Origin of the sequence: Maribacter sp. (genome assembly GCF_039974175.1) — a bacterium.
Taxonomy (GTDB): Bacteria; Bacteroidota; Bacteroidia; order Flavobacteriales; family Flavobacteriaceae; genus Maribacter_C.
The window spans coordinates 465,968-482,758 of the sequence record NZ_JBDWJN010000013.1 but is presented as its reverse complement, the minus strand read 5'-3'; the positions used below and the strand labels follow the sequence as shown (position 1 = coordinate 482,758).

The window sequence follows — 16,791 nt, the reverse complement described above, 5'->3', positions numbered from 1 at the left end:
TTTATTGGGATTACTTCAGTTGTTCTCACTTGGCTTCAAAGTCAATTGATAGAGTACTAAAAATGAAGAAGCCGTAAATGTAAGTGTCATTAAAAACCCTGAGAAGATGACCACATATTTCATCCATAGCACATCGAGCCAAAGAAAGTATATTCCCCCAAAGGTTAAGATAACGGACACGAATGGCTCAACAGTCAAAAACAGTTTAAGCCTTTTGGAGAGTTTGGTTAACCATACCAATCCGCCCAACAAAAAGAAAATAAATGACATCGAAAGAATGTGGGTATGCACTATGGTCAACATTTCACGCTCACTCTTTTTAAATTTCATTACCTCAGCCTCCTCATCTTCTTCATTACCGTTATAATTTTCTACTAGGCCGTCAGCGGAAGTTGTACTTGTTTGCGAAACAAAAAGTAAACCGGTGAAAAAACCTATGGATAAAATGACAACAAAGGCCGCAACAAAGATTTTTATTTCCTTTGGAAAAGAAGACAAAAGACCGTTATAGTGCATTACAAAGCTTCGTTTGCTTGAAGAATTTCTATAGTTTGTAACAAATCGTCCATAGCATTGGTCATAGAGCGCACCGAAATGGTCGCCCCAGCAATGCCGTCAATATTGGTTTCATGGTCAACGCGATCGCCTCCACTTTTACCCAAGAATTGTTTCAACCATCTTTTACTACCAATTTCACCCCCATACTCTTCACGATAGATTAAAATTTTAGAGTGTTTTACCTTCAAATTGGAATCAAAAACAACGAGGTAGTCAAACTTGGCGGTCTTACTTGGTGCTTGGTCAACAAAAGCATAGCCTAAAAGCTCGTCACCTTTGGAGAGTTCATAAAAGTTATCGGCGGTAAGTTTTGTAGGAAGCTGTCCTCTTAGTGCCTCTGATACAACAACGGCATTCATTTGGAAGTCTTCAACTTCAAAAGCTTTTGCAACTTCTTTAATTACCTTTTTCTGAACATTTTTAGGAAGCCCGAAGCCCACCAACAGGAATGCGGTACAAAGAAAAATGCCAATAAGTCCTGATTTACGAAGCATAGGCAAAGGTATCAATTTAGAATCAATCTCAATAAAAATAGTGTTATTATTTTGTAAACAATTTATCCCATCTATTTAATTTTCATCACAGCGGGGAAGGGATTGAACACACACAAATTGCTCTTTAGAACCACACCCCGATGCCGAAGTTCAATCTATTTTTCGTAGCGGTATCAGATTCGTTGGACCGGAATTGATAATCACCCTTAACAACAACACCAGGAGCAATATGATATGTAAGTCCCGTAGTCACATCAGTTCTGTCGTAGGCGGCGTTGGCAGTCAAATCTCCTGCTGTATCTGCATGTGTATTGAACTTTTCATAACGGGCGAAAGCAAATAGTTTTTGTTTTTTGTTTACGGGTAAAAGGTTATAGGCACCTTCTACGTAAAAACCTTGCAAAGCACTGCCTAAGTCTCTACCTGTGGCATTGTTATATAGGTCTGTATCGGAAAGCGATGCATGTACAAATTGACCTCTGGCGGTAAAACGTTGGTAGGCATAGCGTGCATCTAAACCAATCATACTGATACCAATATTTGCTCCTTCAATTTCCTCAATATCGTCAGTGGCCTGTGTTTTTCCAAAATAACCGGAAAGACCAAGGCGCAGACCAGGAATTCCGTAGTAATCAAATTTTGCCGAAAGGGTCGGACTATCTATGGTCGATTGAATGGCTTTTTGGCGGCCGCCTCTCAATCCATTAGAGCCTTGGAGAAAACCAGACAAGCCACCTTCGCCGTTGGCTTCAGTAGATTTGAAACCATTGAAAACATAGACTTGATACCCTAGGGAAATATCATTGAACCTACCAGCGGCGCCAATTCCAATTTCTCGCCATGTAGTGGGTATTATGGCGTTATCCATAGCGGGTCGTTCAGTACCATTAAAAGTAGTTGGTTCATGAAACTCATTAATGATACCCATAGGCACCAGCATTAATCCTCCACGTAGTGAAATACTACTCCCCACCGCGTAATTCACAAATGCCTGTTCAATGAAAACTTCGTTCACATGCTCTAATTCTACTTCGGTAATAAACTGTGTTTTTTCATTAAAACGGTAACCGAAAAGTAACACCATCCGTTGAACATCTAGCTCGCCGTTATCTCCCTCAGGTTGATTATATAAAATTTCTGCGTATGCACTTACCGTTACTGCCGAAGCATAATTACCTGAAAGTAAACGCTGGGCGGCATTTAACTGTGATTGCGGTACAAATGTGATCGAATCGGTTTGTGTTTGTGCAAAACCAAGTGTGATAACTATAAAGAAAAAAATGATTGATAAAAGTGGTTGTTTAGACATTATTCTTATTTAGACTTGTTATAGATAATTAATTTTTAGAGGTGCAAATTTAATATCAAAATCGAATCGAGCAAACTTTATTTAAATTAAATCTAAATAAAATTAGAGAATTCTTAAATTTTCAATATTGGGTGGTAAATACTGCGCATTGTCTAAAGAAGGACCCATTCTCATTATTAGAAAATGGGCCTTTCAAACTAACACAACTCAAACTGCTTTATTCCAACACGGTCTGCCCGTCATTGGGGTTATACACATAATTAAAAGTGTAAAAACGCGATTCGTCAACAAAGCCATCTGGTTGAGCAGGCGCGCCTTTATAGTAACTCAAGACTTCCATCTTTGCGTATTTACCATCATGGGTCTTAATAACCAAAATCTTTCCTGGAATTGCCGTAACGATATTCACTTGTGGATTGTAATTATACCATCCATTATCACTTCCTGTAGGTATGGCAAAGCTGCCATCAGTATCTTGTGTAAAAGTAATTCCCGCAGCATCTTTGATACTTTCAAAAGTTCCGGAAGCGACAAAGGCACCGGCATTTCCATTGCGCTCAGGTTCATCGTCGGTTCCTGTTACTGTTCCACCATTTACGGCTATAGTTGTACCTCTGAAAGCAATATCCCAATCCGTATCGCTTGTTGTAACCGCGCCAGTAGCAAAACTGAACTTTGTAAAATTACCCCCTACCGGTTGCCCCTGACCTCCGGTTTGCGGAGCGGGAATATCGTTTGCTGTTTCACTTTCTACTGCTACCAAAATTGGGTCGTTATCGTCATCGTTACAGGAAATAAAAGCGATAGCAAGAAAAAGTAGTATTAAAACTTTGGATGTCATTTTCATAAGAAATGTTTTTAGAATTGAATATTTATTTTGGTGAATAATTGTATCCCAGCGAGTCCTGGTATGTTTTCTGCATCCTTGTAATCAAATAGGTTGTTCGCTCCTAATTGTAAGGAATAGTTATCGGCAAATGTTTTGTTCAGGGTGATATTGCTCAATGCAAAACCGTTAACAAAAGAGGTGTCAAAATCGTCTATGATACTATTGCCGTTACTATCAAAAAGGCCGTATTTACTTCGATAATTGATACGTAGGTTGGCATTAAAATCCCATTGTGGTACTTCGTAAAAGATCTTGAAATTTGCGGTGTGCCTAGAACGGTTGACGAGCCCGAAATAATCAGAATCATCTAATGCAACCGTTTGCAACGAATTGGGGTCACGTGCAAAAATCTCGCCCCGTTCCAAGGCCACCTTTTTTTGTTTGTCTTTTGCGTATAACAATTGATACCCCCCAGAAAGATGTATGTTATCTGATAGTTTAAACTTGGCATCCAACTCTAGTCCGGTAGTATAGATTTCATCAAAATTGGTATAGCTGAATACGTTTTGTCCGTTAGTTTTTCTGGCAATAGCCCTGGTATCAATAAGGTTCTTAAAATCGTTGCGAAACAGGTTTATGTTGAATTTAACTTTCCCTTCGGTAATGGCAGCTCCCAAATTGTAGCCAATGGAACTTTCTGCTTCCAATGGATTCGCTAATGCACCCACCTCAAAAAGAAGTCGCTCTATTTGACCTAATTCTTCTAACTCCTGAATTTTTTCGACAGCGACATTATATCCTAATACGGTGTAACCAACAGCAGAGTTTGTAAAATCAAAATACAACTGTCTAAAGTCTGGTGCCTTAAATCCATATCCTATAGAGCCTTTAAATGAAATCGCATCGCTTAGTTTATAGTTGATAGCCACTTTCGGGCTAAGCTGAGATTGGTATTCACTGTGATTATCGAAGCGAGCGCCAAGAATAAGATTTAATTTTTTTGAAGGATAAAAGTCATACTGTGCATAAGCGTACTGAGAATCAAAAGTCACTTTTTCATCAAAGAAAGTCCGGTCAAGATTTTCGTAATTGTATCCCACCCCTACCGTTAAATTATGTTTTGGCTTTAAGGAATAGGTTGCACGAACTTCTGGTCTCAAAAGGTTTTGATCAAAATCACTTTGACTTAGTAAGTCTTTAGAAATAGGGTTTTCCAAAAATTCAGAGGCCTTATAGTTTGTATAATAGAACTCATATTGCAATTGCCATTTTGAACCAAGGGCATGATCCAATCGAAGGTGTAGGTTTCCCTCATTGATATCACTATTACCTTCAAAAAATTGATCATTCACAAGCAAATCTGCTTCTTGGTTTTGCTGGTAAAATCGCCCGGAGGCATACAATTTTAGGGTGTCAAAAAAGTCATATATTAGCTGGCCACTAAATGTGTAGTTTTGGAATGGAGAAACCGTTTGGCCAATAACTTCAGGTCTTAAATCATACCCATCGCTATGTAGCGTGTTCGCAAATAAGGAATACCCAAATTTTCCTAGTTTCTGGTCAAAATTAATATTCACATCATGGGTATTAAAAGAGGCAAATCGATACGAAGCATTGCCATGAATATTCTCATCATCGGGTTTCTCCGTAATAATGTTTATAACCCCACCCAAAGCTTCTGAACCATACAGGCTCGAAGAAGGTCCTTTTACCACCTCTATCTGCTTGATATTGCCAACGGTCAATCGGCTCAAATCAAAGTTGCCGGCTGACCTACCAACCAACGGGACACCGTTCATAAGAATCAAAACATAATCGGAGGCAATACCTTGAATTTGAACACCACTAAACCCGCTTTCATCAGCTACAGTAATAATTCCAGTTTGCTCATTCAATATTTCATTAAGCCGAATAACTCCTGTTTTTTGAAGTTGTTTTTTCGAAATCAAAGTCACCGGCAAAGGCACTGAAGAAAGCTGTCGAACGGTACGTGTAGCCGTCACAATTACCTCATCTAAATCTTGAATTAACACCGAATCTTTTTGAACAAACATTTCTTGTCCAAAAACAGATGCGCTCAAAACACCTATAAACAAAGACGTTAAAACCTTATTTAGATTCATTCCTAATAATTTTTTGACAAATATATATCTTATTTTAATTCAATCTAAATAAAAATACTATTTTTGACGAAGAAAATTATTGATCCACTTTTAAACCATTTAAAATGAGAAAACTAACTTTTTTAGGAATGTTATCGATGGCCGTTTCTGTATTTGGCCAGTCGGAAAAAAACAAAAAACAACAAGACATTGACGCCATTAAAGGCATGTGCGGTTGTTACGAGGTGACCTTTAAATACACCGAAACTTTTGCTCCAGAAATCGATTATGAAAAGCACTTGGACTATACATCTGGAGCTCTAGAATGGGCAGAACTTATTGAAGAAAAAGACAATAAACTATCCATACAACACCTATTACTCGTTAATGACAACAGAGTCATAAAACACTGGCGACAAGATTGGGAATACGAAAACCAAAACGTATTCTATTACGACAAAGACAATACCTGGAAGTTCAAAACCCTTGCAAAAGAGCGGGTGAAAGGGCAATGGACGCAAAAGGTATTTCAGGTAGATGACAGTCCCAGATATTCTGGTTCATCAACTTGGATACATGCAGATGGCAAACATTATTGGGAAAATAAAACCGCCTCGCCGCTACCCAGACGAGAATATACCAAGCGCACGGACTACAATGTAATGCTACGCGGCAATCGTCAGGAAATTACCAATTACGGCTGGTTGCATGAACAAGACAATGATAAATTGATTCGCGAAGACAATCAAGAAGATATTTTGTTAGTACAAGAAAAAGGCTATAATGTTTATACCAAGGTAGCTGACGAAAAATGTCAAAGGGCAAAAGATTGGTGGGCTAGTAATAATAAGTTTTGGGGTAAAGTCAGGAATTCATGGGATGAAGTGTATAACCGCACCGGTGAATTAACACTTCGTAAAACTATTGACGAAGAACCACTGTTCATGCATTTTTATAAACTGGAAAAAGAAAACGCCAAACTTGGAAAAATCAGCAGCCTACTCCAAAAATTCATTACTGATAAATCTGTGACAAATGTGGAAGGAAAATAGCACCATTTTAGCGATTGCAGCATTGCTTAGCATAGGATTATCATTTTCATTCTCCGGAGGCGAAATCAGCCTAAGGTTACAAAAGAAAATAGACGCTGCCATAAGGTCAACCTATGAAGTAGATAACGTCAAATTAAAAAGCATAACGGTACCCCTGGATGTCAACAGCGCAACCCCAGCTGATTTTACGGATAACAGACTATTCGAGATACATTCGGGTTCAAATCTCATTGGTTATTTGTATGTAGGAGAGGCAGCAAGTATGAAACGAAAGTTCGACTACATCTTGATGTTCCATACTGACTTTACCATCAAAAAGTCAAAAGTGCTGATTTATAGAGAAGAGCATGGTAAGCAAATAGGCAGTCAAAGATGGCTAAAACAATTTATAGGGCTGTCTTTTGGTGATGTACTCACCTATGGCGATAACATTGACGCTATTTCCGGGGCCACCATTTCCGCATCTAACATGACAAAGGCAGTCGGAGATGTTCTGAAGAGCATTCAAATTTTAAAAGAAAAAGAGGCTATTAAATAATTCAAAATGCAAGACATACACCCCATATACCACAATACCTTTGGATTCGCTTTTCAATGGAAAAGAAACAGTGTCAAAGACATTATGAAAGTTCAAATTGTCTTTAGAGATACAGGATTGCTACTGTCTAAAGAGGAACTACATCAATTTTCTAAAAACATTAAGTATACGAAAGACAATAGTACGCTATGTAAAGATTGTACAAACAATGATTCGTGTAAGGCACTTTTGGTAGATTCACCCGCAAAACAAATAACCTTCGCTATGAATGCCAAAGAATTGGCCGCTGTAGAAGATCTTGTCGAAGGAACGCTATTTCAAATGAATTTAGACAACTTTTTAGGCGGTCTATGTTCTGGTGATTAGTGATATGCTGAAAAAAGTTCAGACGCTTTATTATAGGCCGCTTCGAAAACCAACCAATTTACGTTGGAGTCGGCCTTGGCCGTGGTAAAATAAGACAACATTTTTTCGGTAGGCATATTGCCAGTGAGTTCGTCTTTGGCCATTGGGCAGCCTCCAAACCCCTGAACGGCTCCATCATATCTGCGACAGCCTGCTTTGTAGGCAGCATCTATCTTTTCATGCCATTTCGTTGGCGTAGTATGTAAGTGTGCGCCAAACTCAATTTCAGGATATTTGGGAATCAGATTCGAAAACAAATAGTCAATAACCTCAGGTGTAGAGGATCCAACCGTATCTGAAAGCGACAATATACGCGCACCCATCTCTGCCAATTTTTCGGTCCACTCCCCAACTATTTCAACATTCCAGGGGTCGCCATACGGATTTCCAAAACCCATTGAGATATAGGTGACTACTTCCTTTCCTGCGGCAGCGGCGATATCAAAAATAGCTTGCAAGGTTTCTACAGACTGCGCAATGGTCTTATGGGTATTACGCATTTGAAAGTTCTCTGAAATCGAAAAAGGATAGCCCAAATAATTGATCTCCTCATGCTCCGATGCATTTTGCGCACCGCGAACATTGGCTACAATTGCCAACAATTTGCTTTCGGTAGCTGACAAATCTAATTGCGCGAGCACCTCGGCGGTATCCACCATTTGAGGAATTGCTTTGGGTGAAACAAAACTACCAAAATCGATAGTATGAAAACCACAGCCTAGAAGAGACTGAATATATCTCACCTTATCCTCTGTAGGAATAAAAGCTTTGATACCTTGCATGGCATCACGCGGACATTCAATTACTTTAACTTTTTCTGACATTTGCGATTCTACTGCATTTCAAAATTACTACTATTTATCAGATAAAAGGAGATAGACGGCAATGCCGATAAAAACAATTATCTGTAGCCATTTTAGCATGATTCCTATATTCGCATTCTTGATAATAAGCTCTGAGATCATTCCCGATAAAATGGCAATCCCGCTAAAAACAAGAGCAGAAACTGCAATAAATAGCAGTCCCAATACGTAAAACTGTAATACTGTGCTCATAGATGCACTAAACAAAAACCCTGGAAAGAAGGCCAGAAAGAAAATAGTGACTTTAGGGTTGAGTACATTCATGATAAAACCTTGTTGAAAAAGTTGCAACAGGTTCTTTTTTGGTACCGCTTCCTTGGTAAGAGAGATTGTATCATCGCCGCGGTATAGCTGAAAAGCCAGAAAAAAAAGATACAAGGCTCCAAAAAGCTTTATTGCGAAAAACAGCTTATCGTTTTCCTTAATAATTGCTGAGACTCCAAAGGCCAATAAAGTGGTATGCACCAAACAGCCGGTCATTAAACCTGCTACAGTCGCCAAACCAAACTTCTTACCATTGGTAATACTTTGCATAAGCACATAAATATTATCGGGGCCTGGCGACAGCGACAGCAAAGCCGTAGCACCCACAAAAGCATATAAAATTTCGTAATTCAAAATAGAAATGTTAAAGATTGAAAATACAAAATCCATTGAAGTAATATCCATTTTTCATATCTTACCAAAAACACAGGCGATGAACACAAAAAAAATATCCTTAGTTTTATTTATAGCCTTTGCGGCATTAGTTTGTATTTCAGCAACTTGGAAATATAACGAAGATGAAACTAAAGCAAAGATCACTATGGCAAATGACAGTGTACTTAGACACGTAGTTCTTTTTAAATTTAAAGATGGAACCTCTTCTGAAAATATCAAAAAAGTTGAGGCGGCTTTTAGTGCTCTCCCCTCTAAAATAGCTCAAATCAAGGATTACGAATGGGGGTTAAACAATAGTCCCGAAGGGCTGGAAAAAGGATTTACGCACTGCTTTTTCTTGACGTTTAATAGTGAAGAAGACCGAGCGATATATTTACCGCACCCAGACCACAAGGCATTTGGTGATGTTTTAGGACCACATTTGGACGATGTGTTGGTAGTAGATTACTGGACTAAGAACTAATTGTATCTTTCAGAATCGCTTTATTTATCCGCTTAATTAAAGAAGGGCCTTCATAAATAAAACCGGTATATACCTGAACAAGGTCAGCTCCTGCCTCCAGTTTTTCTATCGCATCTGCTGCAGAATGAATTCCTCCAACTCCAATAATTGGAAATGCTTTTCCGCTCTTCTCTGCTAAAAACCGAATAACTTCGGTACTCCTGTGCGTCAACGGTTTACCGCTCAAACCGCCTTTCTCTTCGGTAGAAACCAAGTCAGATTTTAAGTGGTCTCTTGCGACGGTGGTATTGGTAGCAATAACGCCGTCAATTTCAGTATCTTTTACAATCTCGATAATGTCGAGCAACTGTTCGTCGGTCAAATCAGGCGCTATTTTTAGCAGAATAGGTTTCCCTTTTTCATTGGATTTCGGACACTTTAAATTCTCTTTCTTTAGTTCAAGAAGCAAAGCCTTTAAGGGTTCCTTATCTTGCAGTTCTCTGAGCCCGGGGGTGTTAGGTGAACTCACATTGACCGCGAAATAATCAACGTATGGAAAAAGCGCATCGAAACAAATCAAATAATCTTTAATCGCTTCATCATTAGGGGTTGCTTTGTTCTTTCCAATGTTACCTCCTATTAAAACCTGATGTTCTTTTTTTAATCGTTCAACGGCGTCAAACACTCCACTATTATTGAAACCCATTCGATTGATAATGGCTTCATCTGGCTTTAGACGAAATAATCGGGGTTTTGGATTTCCTGATTGGGGTTTGGGGGTAAGGGTTCCTATTTCAACAAAACCAAATCCAAAATTTGAAAATTCATTGAACAATCTGGCATCTTTATCAAATCCTGCGGCTAAACCCACAGGGTTCTTAAATTTAAGTCCGAAAACTTCGCGCTCCAAACGTGCATCCCCAACAACATAAAGTGCTCTAAACAGTCTTGAAAAACCTATTTTAGACAGCAAACGTACTAGGGAAAATGTGAAATAATGAGCTCTTTCCGCATTCATCTGAAAAAGGAAAGGTCTAATAAGAAACTTATACATGAATGGCGGCCAAGATTTCGTCAAAAATACGAACTCAGGCTGAGTATTTATGCTATCTCAGGCGATTTTATCAACAGTTTGCAGTTGACAATTATTCAGGCGTGGAAATGGTATCGGTTAAACTTATAGGTTTTACTTTAATTGGCCTTCTAAGAGCTTCGTAACAGAGTTCTAAATACCGTTCGTATTGCTTTTCATTGAAGGAGCTCAATAACATTTTATCAGTGGCCTTTGACGCCATGACAATTTTTTCTTGAAACACTTTGTACTTATTGGAAAGCGTCTCCAATTCTTCGGGTGTACTTTGAGGATGGTCATCAAAAAGTTTTTGAATTTCATCTTCAATAACTTTGGTCTCTATGGCAAGTTCAGCAGCTAAAGTCTCCATCTTACTGATTTGCGCTTCGTTCATTTGAAAAACCTTGATAAGAATATCGGTATTCTTTCCTCCAACATCTAAGGTGCAATCTTGTGCATTTCCCCAGAAAGAAAATAAAAGCAAAACAAAAAACGGAACAACTATTTTCGAGTACATGATTTTGGTTTCTAAATTCAATTCTTGGAATTCTTATTGTATAAACAGTATTTTTAGTCAAAAATTATACAAATGCAAGATATTATAGAGCGCTTTTTGAGTTATGTTCGTATTGACACACAAAGCGATCCGACCTCCAAAACCACCCCAAGTACTGAAAAGCAATGGCATTTAGCCAACGAGTTGGTGTATGAGCTCAAACAGATAGGTATGCAAGATGTTACTATTGATAACAACGCCTATATTATGGCGACTCTACCCAGCAATATAGATAAAAAAGTGCCCACCATCGGTTTTATTGCACATTTTGATACCACTCCTGATTTTACAGGAACAGATGTAAAGCCACAAATAATTGAAGATTACGATGGTGGTGATATCATCTTGAATGTAGACCAAAAAATAGTGCTCTCTCCTTTTTATTTTGAAGATTTACAACAGTACAAAGGGCAAACCTTAATTACAACGGATGGAACAACCCTTTTGGGTGCCGACGACAAAGCAGGAATCACCGAGATCATTACGGCCATGGAACACCTGATCAATCATCCGGAAATCAAGCATGGAGCTATTCGCGTTGGGTTTACGCCAGATGAAGAAATAGGTCGTGGCGCACATAAATTTGATGTAGAAAAGTTCGGTGCTGATTGGGCCTATACCATAGATGGAAGCCAAATAGGAGAATTGGAATATGAGAATTTCAATGCCGCCAAGGCCAAGGTAACCATTTCAGGAAAAAGCGTACATCCAGGATATGCCAAAGGTAAAATGATAAATGCGTTAAGTATAGCTACCGAATTTATGTCTATTCTGCCGCCTGAAGAAACGCCTCAAAATACCTCAGGAAGAGAAGGCTTTTTTCATGTTCATCACATGGAGGGCGAAATTGAACATGCAGTATTTGAATTGATCATACGCGACCATGATATGGAACAATTTGAAAGACGAAAACAATTGCTTCGCGATATTGCAACTAAACTTAACAAAGACCACGACGGTTGTATTTCAATGGAATTAAGCGACCAGTACTTCAATATGCGTGAGAAAGTTGAACCCGTTTTTCATATTGTCGAAATTGCAAAAGAAGCTATGGAAAAAGTCGGGGTAGAACCCATCATCAAACCCATTCGTGGCGGAACCGATGGTTCACAACTAAGTTATATGGGACTGCCCTGCCCGAATATTTTTGCTGGCGGACATAATTTTCATGGAAAATACGAGTATATACCGGTAGAAAGCATGCTGAAAGCCGTTGAAGTTATCGTAAAAATTTGCGAACTTGTTACGGAGAAGTAGTTTTCGATTTTTGATCCCGCTGGCTATTGGGGTAGATCACTACACTAAATTATTCTGTAACCAAACGATTTTTCGACAATGGAAAGAGCGGAAAAAGTAGAACGCTACTATAGCGAAGAACATCATTTCTCAAAGGCTATCGGCAAACTTAGAGATCTTGTTTTAAAAACCGGAATGGAGGAAACTTACAAATGGATGTTCCCTACCTATACCTTGGATGGAAAAAATGTACTGTCTATTTGTAAATTCAAAAAGCATTTCGGTATCTGGTTTTTTAATGGTGTGTTTCTCAAAGACGAGAAGCAGGTTTTGGAAAATGCCCAAGAGGGGAAAACACAGGCCATGCGCCATTGGAAATTCCATTCCATCGATGCTATTGATGAAACCGCGGTTTTGAGTTATATGCACGAAGCCATTGACAATCAAAAAAATGGAAGAGTTTTGGTCGCGACTAAGAAGAAAGCCATAAAAAAGCCGGTGCCGAAACTTTTAAAAGATGCGCTGAACAAGAACAAAAGTGCGGCCATAGCATTCAAAAAGCTATCGCTATATAATCAAAACGAGTATGGCGAATATATCGCAACAGCAAAACAGGAAAAAACAAAGCTGTCGCGCCTTGAAAAGATCCTCCCTATGATAACAGAAGGGAAAGGGTTAAACGATATGTACCGATAAACAAAATCTAAAAAAATAAAGCTCCGAACTCAGAGTTGGTGATTGAATTTGAAATTTATGTTTATCCTCTTAAAATGAAAAAGCCCTGATCAAAAGATCAAGGCTTCGCTATTCCTAGTTTGTGATTATCATTTCTTTTCGACTGGAGCATTTAGTTTTTTGCTCATCTCCAAAGAAATTGCTGAACGATCAAACTTCAGCTTACCAGCCATAGTTTCAATAACACAAGAATTGTCTTTGTCATTGACATCCATCACCTTGCCGTGAAGTCCGCTTTTAGTGATGATACGATCACCACGTTTTAGTTCTGCTGCAAACTTTTTTTCGTCCTTAGCACGCTTCATTTGTGGACGTATCATAAAAAAATACGCTACCACAAAAATCAGTAGCATTGGAAGTAAACTCTGAATATCGCCCATTATGTGTTCTTGGTTTAAAGGGTTACTTGGTTGGTCCTAACGGAGCGGCACCTTTAGGGTTAACAAACGCTTTGATTCTTAAAATCTCAGAACCTTTCGCAGTATTTGCTTTAACCGTTATAGTTTTTGTCACTTGATTTTGACCAGATCCGTTAAATTTTACCAACATCTCTCCAGATTCTCCTGGCGCTACTGGTGTATTTTTTGGGTATTCGGGTACAGTACAACCGCAGCTACTTGTTGCGTCAGTAATAATCAACGGTCCGTTACCTGTATTGGTGAATTTGAAAACCGTTTCTTGAGGAGTTCCTTGCTCAATAGTACCGAAATCGTGTTCGGCTTTTTCAAAGCTCATTACCGGAACTTGCTTTGCAGCCTCATCTCTTTGCGCTGCAACAGCTACATTGTCACTATTGATTTTACTAGTGGCGTTTTCCTTGCAGGAAACAAAAGCGAAAAGGGATAATGCCCCTACAAATAAAATAACTCTTTTCATTTTATTGATTTTTTAGTAATTACAAAATTAGATAAATATTATAGATTAACGATAAAATTGTCTTGATAGTCTGTTCAAAGGTGGTTTTTTTCAAATGCCGTTCGTCGATGAGCTAGTGAAAATACATTGCCTAAGCGAAAATCTCCGAACTAAGAGGGCCTACAAGAGGCCTCTACCCATTTTCTTTAATTTTCCTTCGGCTTTATATTCTTTGACCAGCTTGTCTAAAATTCCATTAATGAAGATGCTACTCTTTGGAGTAGAATACTCTTTTGCTATCTCTAAAAATTCATTAATAGTTACTTTTTCGGGTATGGAGGGAAAATTTAACAGTTCACAAATGGCCATTTTCAACAATATGGAATCAATATCGGCAATACGGTCTTTATCCCAATTAGGTGTTTTGCCCTCTATTTCCTTTTCCCATGCTGCATTGTTTAAAAGTGTTTTGGTCAATAACTGCTTTGCATAGCTCATATCCTCTTCATCTTTTAACAATCGGGGCAAAAAGAACTTCGGCTGTTTGTCTTCTTTCACCTTCTTCAGTTGCTTTAAGATAAAAGTGTTGACTATAGGTATATCATCAACCCAGGTCAGTTTATCATCTTCAAAATAATCATAGATTTTTTCGTTTGGAGCAATTATCTCCTCAAACAAAGTTTTTATCAATTGTTTGTCTTCCTCGTAGGTACTCGTTGGTGTTTGCATATACGCGATATAGCTTTTGCTTTCTATTATCGCCCTATAAATCAGTTTTACATATTCTTCGTTTAAGTACCAGTTTTTGAGTTTCCTCTGTTCTAGCTCCTCCTTTAGCAAACTATTTTCTGCAATTTGCATCAAAACTTTGTTCCGGAAAAACTTCTCTTTGTTTGGAAAGTCATCCGAAGCATTTTCTAAATATTTTTTTGAAGATAGTGCTACTTGGCTAGCAGCAAAATGATGAACCTCTTTGAGGAGACTTAACATCAACAAGTAAAGCGTATACATATTTCCTATACTGTCCTCCAGAAACTTTTCTTGTTTTTCCAGAGAATCATCCTTCGATTGAATCAGCGCGTATATGCATTGCATCACTTTTACCCTGATATGCCTTCTTGTTAACATGTTAAAGAACTTTAAATAGAATTGGGCGATTTATCACAGCGCAAAAATAGGAATCTATTTCTAAACCGCGAGTTATCTAAAGGTTATTATGTTATACATTTTATAACATTTGGTTTTATAGCAAACACCTATCTTTGGTGAATTGAAATCAAAACTGGCGACCCAAAGCATTTCGACTGCATGAAGGAACTCAAACACCTTAACAAATATTTTAAAAAATACTGGTTCAAGCTTCTAATAGGGATGGTAATTACCGTTATTGCCCGGGTCTTTCAGTTGGTGATGCCTTCGTATGTCAACAAGATACTCTCGGTTGTTGAAGACAATTTTAAGGGAATTATCGAGAAGGGGGTAGCCGAAGATACCATTCTCACCTACATTCTTATAATCGTTGGGGCAGCGTTACTATCAGGCTTTTTCACTTTTTTGATGCGCCAGACAGTAATTAATGTTTCTCGTTATATAGAATACGATTTAAAAAATGAGGTATTTGATCATTACCAACTATTGAGTCTTAATTTCTACAAAAACAATCGGACCGGAGACTTAATGAATCGTATTAGTGAAGATATTAATCAAGTACGCATGTACGCCGGGCCTGCCATAATGTACGGTATACAAACCCTAACGCTTTTCGCCTGTCTAATTCCTCTGATGTTCATAAAAGCTCCAACACTTGCAGCTTACACCTTAGTACCCTTGCCGATATTATCGGTACTTATATATCAAATTAGCAAGCTAATTCATAAACGAAGTACAGTAGTTCAAGAATATCTATCGACCCTTTCCACATTTACACAGGAGACATTCTCAGGAGTCTCGGTAATAAAGGCTTATGCACTAGAACCCCAAACCAATCAAGAATTACAGACATTGGCGCTTGAGGGAAAGGATAAAAGTATGCGTTTGGCCAAGGTAAACGCTTGGTTCTTTCCGTTGATGATCTTGTTAATAGGCATTAGCAATATCTTCGTGATCTATATTGGAGGAAAACAATACTTAGCGGGAGAAATCGGGGTTGGACTTATTGCTGAATTTATTCTTTATGTTAACATGCTTACCTGGCCAGTTGCTATTGTCGGATGGTTAACTACTATAGTGCAACGAGCAGAAGCGTCGCAAAAAAGAATAAACGAGTTTTTAAAGCAGCAACCCGAAATGCAAAATGAGGTGGCTCATGAAACACCAGTTCATGGTAAAATTGAGTTCAAGGATGTCACTTTCACGTATGAAGATACTGAGATTACGGCACTTAAAAATATTTCTTTTGTAATTGATAAAGGTGAAACCGTCGCTATTCTTGGCAAAACAGGCTCTGGAAAATCGACCATTTTAGATTTAGTAGCGCGTTTGTATGATGTTTCCTCGGGAGAAATCTTAATCGATGATGTCGCTATCAAAAATTTGAACCTTACGAGTCTCCGAGAAGCTATCGGTGCCGTTCCTCAAGACGCTTTTCTCTTTTCAGATTCTATTGAAAACAACATTAAATTCGGGAAGCATAATGCAACCAAGGAAGAGGTAATTGCCGTAGCCAAAAATGCAGTAGTTCATGACAACATTATGGGTTTCACTAATCAGTACGATACGGTTTTAGGAGAAAGAGGCATTACCCTAAGTGGAGGGCAAAAGCAGCGTGTTTCAATTGCAAGGGCATTACTGAAAGATCCAGAAATCTATGCCTTTGATGATTGTCTTTCCGCGGTAGATACCGAGACTGAAGAAGAAATTTTAAACAACCTTAAAAAGGCTTCCCATAACCGAACTACCCTCATCGTTAGCCATCGCGTATCTTCTGCTAAAAATGCCGATAGGATTTTAGTTTTGGAAGATGGCAGATTGCTGCAAGAAGGTACCCATGAAGAACTTAATAGTATCGACGGGTATTACAAAGAGCTGTTTGAGAACCAGCTATCGGAGAAAGAAAACTAATAAATTGTTGCTGGATACGCTTTTT

The 16,791-nt window shown here is 38.5% G+C and carries 19 protein-coding genes; 7 read left to right on the top strand and 12 right to left on the bottom strand.

From position 1 onward, the window contains the following. Positions 1-15 precede the first annotated feature (15 nt). From ABJN95_RS19535 to ABJN95_RS19515, 5 genes are all read right to left on the bottom strand, one after another. Entirely contained in the window at positions 16-516 is a 501-nt protein-coding gene (locus ABJN95_RS19535; RefSeq protein ID WP_348372964.1) for a hypothetical protein, read from the bottom strand. Beyond that, on the bottom strand, positions 516-1,052 hold the full coding sequence (locus tag ABJN95_RS19530) for an FMN-binding protein (protein WP_348372963.1): 537 nt from the start codon (positions 1,050-1,052) through the stop codon (positions 516-518). Before ABJN95_RS19530 ends, ABJN95_RS19535 begins: the two co-directional genes overlap by 1 nt. A 124-nt stretch (positions 1,053-1,176) precedes the next feature. After that, the gene (locus tag ABJN95_RS19525) at positions 1,177-2,361 is read right to left on the bottom strand and encodes a hypothetical protein (protein WP_348372961.1); all 1,185 of its coding nucleotides are present in this window, start codon (positions 2,359-2,361) and stop codon (positions 1,177-1,179) included. Positions 2,362-2,578: 217 nt separating this feature from the next. Then, a complete protein-coding gene (locus ABJN95_RS19520) occupies positions 2,579-3,208 on the bottom strand; it encodes an HmuY family protein (RefSeq protein ID WP_348372959.1) in 630 nt (209 codons plus the stop codon). A gap of 11 nt (positions 3,209-3,219) precedes the next feature. Next, positions 3,220-5,313, bottom strand: coding sequence for a TonB-dependent receptor (locus ABJN95_RS19515; RefSeq protein ID WP_348372958.1), 2,094 nt, complete (start codon positions 5,311-5,313; stop codon positions 3,220-3,222). A gap of 104 nt (positions 5,314-5,417) precedes the next feature. On the opposite strand from ABJN95_RS19515, the gene ABJN95_RS19510 reads away from it, so the two are divergent. Genes ABJN95_RS19510 through ABJN95_RS19500 form a run of 3 tightly spaced genes read left to right on the top strand, consistent with a single transcriptional unit; the run spans position 5,418 to position 7,248 of the window. Next, a complete protein-coding gene (locus ABJN95_RS19510; RefSeq protein ID WP_348372956.1) occupies positions 5,418-6,344 on the top strand; it encodes a DUF6607 family protein in 927 nt (308 codons plus the stop codon). Further along, positions 6,328-6,882, top strand: a complete 555-nt coding sequence (locus tag ABJN95_RS19505) for an FMN-binding protein (RefSeq protein ID WP_348372954.1) — start codon at positions 6,328-6,330, stop codon at positions 6,880-6,882. Before ABJN95_RS19510 ends, ABJN95_RS19505 begins: the two co-directional genes overlap by 17 nt. A gap of 6 nt (positions 6,883-6,888) precedes the next feature. Beyond that, a complete protein-coding gene (locus ABJN95_RS19500) occupies positions 6,889-7,248 on the top strand; it encodes a hypothetical protein (protein ID WP_348372953.1) in 360 nt (119 codons plus the stop codon). Here the strand turns inward: ABJN95_RS19500 and ABJN95_RS19495 are convergent. Next, a complete protein-coding gene (locus ABJN95_RS19495) occupies positions 7,245-8,111 on the bottom strand; it encodes a hydroxymethylglutaryl-CoA lyase (protein ID WP_348372951.1) in 867 nt (288 codons plus the stop codon). The two genes, ABJN95_RS19500 and ABJN95_RS19495, sit on opposite strands and share 4 nt — an antisense overlap. 30 nt (positions 8,112-8,141) lie before the next feature. Next, a complete protein-coding gene (locus ABJN95_RS19490; protein ID WP_348372949.1) occupies positions 8,142-8,819 on the bottom strand; it encodes a LysE family translocator in 678 nt (225 codons plus the stop codon). A gap of 28 nt (positions 8,820-8,847) precedes the next feature. Between ABJN95_RS19490 and ABJN95_RS19485 the strand changes: the two genes are divergently transcribed. Further along, positions 8,848-9,273 (top strand): Dabb family protein, encoded by a 426-nt coding sequence (locus ABJN95_RS19485; RefSeq protein ID WP_348372948.1) that lies wholly within the window; start codon positions 8,848-8,850, stop codon positions 9,271-9,273. On the opposite strand, the gene ABJN95_RS19480 is transcribed toward ABJN95_RS19485, so the two are convergent. Beyond that, positions 9,263-10,306: a quinone-dependent dihydroorotate dehydrogenase gene (locus ABJN95_RS19480; RefSeq protein ID WP_348372946.1), complete on the bottom strand. Its 1,044-nt coding sequence runs from the start codon at positions 10,304-10,306 to the stop codon at positions 9,263-9,265. The two genes, ABJN95_RS19485 and ABJN95_RS19480, sit on opposite strands and share 11 nt — an antisense overlap. A gap of 91 nt (positions 10,307-10,397) precedes the next feature. Further along, positions 10,398-10,841, bottom strand: coding sequence for a hypothetical protein (locus tag ABJN95_RS19475; protein ID WP_348372945.1), 444 nt, complete (start codon positions 10,839-10,841; stop codon positions 10,398-10,400). A gap of 72 nt (positions 10,842-10,913) precedes the next feature. Here ABJN95_RS19475 and pepT point away from each other — a divergent pair, with 72 nt between their 5' ends. Together pepT and ABJN95_RS19465 are read left to right on the top strand one after the other, a co-directional pair. Beyond that, positions 10,914-12,137: a peptidase T gene (pepT, locus tag ABJN95_RS19470; RefSeq protein ID WP_348372944.1), complete on the top strand. Its 1,224-nt coding sequence runs from the start codon at positions 10,914-10,916 to the stop codon at positions 12,135-12,137. A gap of 78 nt (positions 12,138-12,215) precedes the next feature. Further along, entirely contained in the window at positions 12,216-12,812 is a 597-nt protein-coding gene (locus tag ABJN95_RS19465; protein ID WP_348372942.1) for a DUF1801 domain-containing protein, read from the top strand. A gap of 128 nt (positions 12,813-12,940) precedes the next feature. Here ABJN95_RS19465 and yajC read toward each other — a convergent pair whose 3' ends face one another. The 3 genes from yajC to nusB form a co-directional block, all read right to left on the bottom strand. Continuing rightward, positions 12,941-13,231 (bottom strand): preprotein translocase subunit YajC, encoded by a 291-nt coding sequence (gene yajC, locus ABJN95_RS19460; protein ID WP_348372941.1) that lies wholly within the window; start codon positions 13,229-13,231, stop codon positions 12,941-12,943. Positions 13,232-13,253: 22 nt separating this feature from the next. Further along, positions 13,254-13,727 carry a DUF1573 domain-containing protein gene (locus ABJN95_RS19455; protein WP_348372939.1) on the bottom strand — a complete coding sequence of 158 codons (474 nt, stop codon included), beginning with the start codon at positions 13,725-13,727 and terminating at the stop codon, positions 13,254-13,256. 159 nt (positions 13,728-13,886) lie between these two features. Continuing rightward, positions 13,887-14,834 carry a transcription antitermination factor NusB gene (gene nusB / locus ABJN95_RS19450; protein WP_348372937.1) on the bottom strand — a complete coding sequence of 316 codons (948 nt, stop codon included), beginning with the start codon at positions 14,832-14,834 and terminating at the stop codon, positions 13,887-13,889. 180 nt (positions 14,835-15,014) lie between these two features. On the opposite strand from nusB, the gene ABJN95_RS19445 reads away from it, so the two are divergent. Then, positions 15,015-16,766, top strand: a complete 1,752-nt coding sequence (locus tag ABJN95_RS19445; protein ID WP_348372935.1) for an ABC transporter ATP-binding protein — start codon at positions 15,015-15,017, stop codon at positions 16,764-16,766. Positions 16,767-16,791: the final 25 nt, after the last annotated feature.

Excerpts from the sequence above, each read along its gene's own strand:
- ABJN95_RS19455 (WP_348372939.1), bottom strand. The coding sequence starts at position 13,727 with ATGAAAAGAGTTATTTTATTTGTAGGGGCATTATCCCTTTTCGCTTTT.
- nusB (WP_348372937.1), bottom strand. The coding sequence starts at position 14,834 with ATGTTAACAAGAAGGCATATCAGGGTAAAAGTGATGCAATGCATATAC.
- yajC (WP_348372941.1), bottom strand. The coding sequence starts at position 13,231 with ATGGGCGATATTCAGAGTTTACTTCCAATGCTACTGATTTTTGTGGTA.
- ABJN95_RS19525 (WP_348372961.1), bottom strand. The coding sequence starts at position 2,361 with ATGTCTAAACAACCACTTTTATCAATCATTTTTTTCTTTATAGTTATC.
- ABJN95_RS19490 (WP_348372949.1), bottom strand. The coding sequence starts at position 8,819 with ATGGATATTACTTCAATGGATTTTGTATTTTCAATCTTTAACATTTCT.
- ABJN95_RS19530 (WP_348372963.1), bottom strand. The coding sequence starts at position 1,052 with ATGCTTCGTAAATCAGGACTTATTGGCATTTTTCTTTGTACCGCATTC.
- ABJN95_RS19515 (WP_348372958.1), bottom strand. The coding sequence starts at position 5,313 with ATGAATCTAAATAAGGTTTTAACGTCTTTGTTTATAGGTGTTTTGAGC.
- ABJN95_RS19510 (WP_348372956.1), top strand. The coding sequence starts at position 5,418 with ATGAGAAAACTAACTTTTTTAGGAATGTTATCGATGGCCGTTTCTGTA.
- ABJN95_RS19520 (WP_348372959.1), bottom strand. The coding sequence starts at position 3,208 with ATGAAAATGACATCCAAAGTTTTAATACTACTTTTTCTTGCTATCGCT.
- ABJN95_RS19465 (WP_348372942.1), top strand. The coding sequence starts at position 12,216 with ATGGAAAGAGCGGAAAAAGTAGAACGCTACTATAGCGAAGAACATCAT.
- ABJN95_RS19480 (WP_348372946.1), bottom strand. The coding sequence starts at position 10,306 with ATGTATAAGTTTCTTATTAGACCTTTCCTTTTTCAGATGAATGCGGAA.
- ABJN95_RS19445 (WP_348372935.1), top strand. The coding sequence starts at position 15,015 with ATGAAGGAACTCAAACACCTTAACAAATATTTTAAAAAATACTGGTTC.
- ABJN95_RS19495 (WP_348372951.1), bottom strand. The coding sequence starts at position 8,111 with ATGTCAGAAAAAGTTAAAGTAATTGAATGTCCGCGTGATGCCATGCAA.
- ABJN95_RS19535 (WP_348372964.1), bottom strand. The coding sequence starts at position 516 with ATGCACTATAACGGTCTTTTGTCTTCTTTTCCAAAGGAAATAAAAATC.
- ABJN95_RS19505 (WP_348372954.1), top strand. The coding sequence starts at position 6,328 with ATGTGGAAGGAAAATAGCACCATTTTAGCGATTGCAGCATTGCTTAGC.
- ABJN95_RS19485 (WP_348372948.1), top strand. The coding sequence starts at position 8,848 with ATGAACACAAAAAAAATATCCTTAGTTTTATTTATAGCCTTTGCGGCA.
- ABJN95_RS19475 (WP_348372945.1), bottom strand. The coding sequence starts at position 10,841 with ATGTACTCGAAAATAGTTGTTCCGTTTTTTGTTTTGCTTTTATTTTCT.
- ABJN95_RS19500 (WP_348372953.1), top strand. The coding sequence starts at position 6,889 with ATGCAAGACATACACCCCATATACCACAATACCTTTGGATTCGCTTTT.
- pepT (WP_348372944.1), top strand. The coding sequence starts at position 10,914 with ATGCAAGATATTATAGAGCGCTTTTTGAGTTATGTTCGTATTGACACA.